This window comes from Rhizobium sp. BR 315, from assembly GCF_050577975.1.
In the GTDB taxonomy this organism is placed as follows: Bacteria; Pseudomonadota; Alphaproteobacteria; order Rhizobiales; family Rhizobiaceae; genus Rhizobium; species Rhizobium miluonense.
On the sequence record NZ_JARWKZ010000115.1, the window covers coordinates 1 to 4,086 of the forward strand.

General features: G+C 61.5%; 1 protein-coding gene. It reads right to left on the reverse strand.

Annotated features, from left to right (window positions below):
- The coding region (locus QD409_RS35135) for a beta strand repeat-containing protein (RefSeq protein ID WP_430765000.1) at positions 1-4,086 on the reverse strand (4,086 nt) is incomplete at both ends.

Consider the following 4,086-nt stretch of genomic DNA (forward strand, 5'->3'; position numbering starts at 1 on the left):
CGATAGCACTTGGCTACTGACGCCAAGGCGGCCGCTCGCCTTCAGGTCGGTCTCGCCATGGCTTGTGATGCTGCTTGCCGTCAGATCCATTGCCTGAGCGGTAAGATCACCGGCCGACAATAGCGTGCCAACGGTGAGGCCACCTATCGAGGTCAGCGCGATATCGCCGCTCGCCGTCTGGACGATGTTGCCGTTGGCGGCGGCCGTTCCAGCGAAATCGACACCGGAAACGATCGCCCCTGCCGTTATACTCGGGCCAGAAATCCCGATTTTACCACCGCCGAGAATCTGACCGCTGACGTTCGTGGCACCGGAAAAGGCAATATCGTTATGACCAGTGACTGCTCCGGCATTCACGGCAGCAGCGTTGACGTTGATGGCGCCGGCGGCCTCCATCGTCGATGCAGCGAATCCACCGCCGAGCTGGGCCGTCAGATCCCCGGTCTGGCCAAGAACGATATTGCCGCCCGACGCGTTGGTGGCGCTAAAGTCGATACCGGCGACGACCGTCTGGGCCGACAGGCTCTGGCCGGTGATCAGTACATTGCCGGCGCCGAGGACCTGGCCGCTTATGGTCGTGGCGCCATTGAGCGTGACGACGCCGTGTGATGTGATGGCATCCGCGTTCACGGCCGCGCCGCTGGCCGAAAGATCCCCGGCCGACAGCAGTGTGCCGGTGTCGATATTGCCGGCGGAGACCAGCGTCAGATCGCCGCTGCTGGCGAGCACGATATTGCCGTTGGCAGCGGCAGTTCTGGCGAAATCTACGCCGGAGATAATCGCGCCTGCCTTGATGCCAGACCCCGAGATGGAAACATTGCCGCCGCCAAGGATTTGATTGGCGACACTCACGCCTCCGCCCGCGGTTCCTGAAAGAGTGATATCCTTGCGAGCGGTGATGGCGTTGGCCGTAGCGGTAGTGCCGCTGGCATCGACGGAGCCGGCGGCCTGCACAGTCGAAGCCGCAACGCCACCACCAACCGATACTTTCAGATCACCCGCTTGGCCGAGAACGATATTGCCACTTGCGGCATTGGTGGCATCGAAATCGATGCCGGCGACAAGGGTTTGCGCCTTCAGGCTCTGGCCGGTGATGGATATGTTACCAGATGCGAGGATCTGATCCGTGACGCTAATCGCGCCACCAAGCGTCATGTCGCCATGAGCGGTCATCGCATTGGAGGTTACCGTCGTGCCATTTGCTGAAAGCGCCCCGGCCGACAGCAACGTACCGACGTCAATGGATCCTGTCGATGCAAGCGTCAGGTCACCGCTTGTCGCCTGGATGATGTTTCCGTTGGCAGCAGCGGTCCTGGCGAAATCGACGCCGGAAACGATCGTGCCGGCTTTGATGCCTGGCCCGGAGATGCCGATAGCGCCGCCGCCCAGAATTTGACCGCTGACCGTGGTGGCACCGGAAAGAGTAATACCCTTGTGGCCCGTGACCGAACCTGCGGCGACGGACATACCGCTGACATCGATGACACCTGCCGCCTGCATGGTTGGCGCCGCCACGGCGCCATTGACCGACACGGTCAGGTCGCCAGATTGGCCAAGGGCGATATTGCCCCCTGCCCTATTGGTTGCATCGAAGTCAATGCCAGCAACGACCGTCTGGGCTGACAAGCTCTGGCCGGTAATCGAGACGTTGCCAGACCCGAGGATCTGTTCCGTGACGCTGATCGCGCCCCCGAGCGTCATGTCGCCACGGGCGGCCATGCTGTCCGCAGTGACAGCGACGCCGGCAGAGCTGAGATTGCCGGCAGACAGCAGCGTAGCGGCATTGATGTTGCCGGACGAAGTAAGGTTCAAATCGCCACTGCCAGCCAACACGATGCTGCCATTGGCGGCAGCAGTCCTGGCGAAGTCGACACCGGAGGCGAGAGTCCCTGCCTTAATGCTCGAGCCGGAAAGAGAGACGTCACCGCCTCCCAGTCCTTGGCTGGTAACAACCACGCCATCGACCGCGCCGGAAAGAGTGATGTTCTTGTGGCCGGTGATGGTGTCGGCAGTGACGGCCTGGCCGGTGGCATTGATCGTACCGGCTGCAAAGACGGTCCCAGCCTGGATGGCGCCAGCGCTGTCGTTGACCGTTAGATCGCCGCCACTCGCCAGCACGATATTGCCGCCGGCCGCGTTGGTCGCAGCGAAGTCGACGCCGGAGGCAAGAAGACCGGCGCTGACACCATTGGCGTTGCCGTTGATGGTGATATTGCCAGCGCCGAGCAATTGGTTTGCGACATTGACGCCACCGGTAATACCGGTGGTCCCATGGCTCGTGATGTTATTTGCCTGCAACAGGGCAGCCTGAGCAGTCAGGTCGCCAGCCGACAGCAGCTTATCGACAACGATGTTTCCGGTTGTGGCAGTCAAACCGAGCGTGCCGGCCGAGCCGACAACAACGCCACCACCGTTCGCATTGGTGGCCGCAAAGTCGACGCCAGAGACAATGGCCCCAGCCGAGATAGCAGAACCTGAGATCAGAATATTGTTTGCGCCAAGAACCTGACCGGTCACGTTTGTGGCGGCGTTGACGGTGAGCGCGCCATGTGACGTGATGCCGCTTGATGTCAGCGACGCCGCGGTCACCGCCAGATCAGCGACTGACTGGATGCCGCCGGCGGTCGTATTGCCGGTGGCACTGACATTGAGCGCTCCGGCCGACAACAGATTGCCGGTTGCGATATTGCCGCCGGTCGCCGTCAGGCTGAGGTTGCCTGCGGCACCGAGCACCACATTGCCATTCGGATCGGCGCTGGTGGCGGCAAGATTGATGCCGGAGATGACCTTACCGGCTGAAATCGACTGGCCGGTAAGGTTGACATTGCCCTGCCCCTGCACATTGCCGGCAACAGCAATCCCAAGCGCAGCATTCAAGGCCATATTCTGGCTGCTCTGGAGGAAGGCGGCCGAGATGGCACCACTTGTCGCCGTCAGATTGAGGTCGCCGGTGCTATTGGCAGCACCGGCAATCGCGATATCGCCAGAGGTGGCGACAAGTGTTGCCACACCGTTGCCAGCCGTCACGCTTCCGGCTGCAATGCCGGAATCGGAGCTCATCTGAACGGTCGTGGCGCTGTTGACATCACCCGACACGCTCAAGAGACCAGTGCCACTCGTCAGAACAATGTCGCTAAGGGCTGCGACCGTCTGCAGAGTGATGCCTTGGTCGGCCCGGACAGCAAGTTTCTGTTGCGAACTAACTTTGGCAGCGGTGATCTTCTGTTTCGAGGTAATGGCGACGCCATCCCGTCCAGAAGCATTACCGATCGAGATCTTGCCATCGGCCGAGAGTGACAGCTCGCCGGCATTGGCAGCCATGTCGCCGCTCATCTTGACGCCGGCCCCCTTTTCCGTGACGACGATCTTGATGCGGTCGGCCTGCATGGCGCCCAGCGCCGTGCCGTCGATCGCATATTCCGGCGTGCCGGAGGTGGCGGTCAGCGCCGTCGCCTCGCCAGTGGCATAGTTGTATTGGCTGGCGCCGCCGGTCAGTCGCACGGTCTTGCCGTAGATCGGGGCATTGACATGGATGTTGCGGGCAACGACGTCGAACAGGTCGACGGCGCCGGGAGCGGCTGCAAAGTTCCCCCCCGCCCCTTCGAAGGTAACGTCGCCACCATTGACGGTGAAACCGGTCAGGCTTCCGTCGGCGCCGATGTTGGGAACACCGGTGGTCAACGTAGCATGCGGCGTGTTGATAAAGCCGCAGCCGTTGCATGTCAGTCCATTAGGGTTCGCTACTATAACATCAGCTCTGCCACCAAACACTTCCGTCGGACCATTCAGCGCCGAACGATTGCCGCTGGTCACCTCATTCAAAATCACCGAAGCCGGGTTCGAGGCATTGAGGTTCGCATTGCCGGGTGTCACCCCGCCGAGGTTCGAGGTGCCTTGATTGCCCTTGAAGTTGTTGAGGATCAGGCCCTGGGTGCCGACGTTGAAGTCGTTGTATTTATTATATGACAGGCCAGCGCCGTTCGGCGTGACGATATCCACGAGCGGAACACCGTTCGGCGCAGCGCCGACAGTTGGCTGATTGGCGGCGGGTGCCGTCGTGCTTGCCGATACCGACTGAGCATTGGC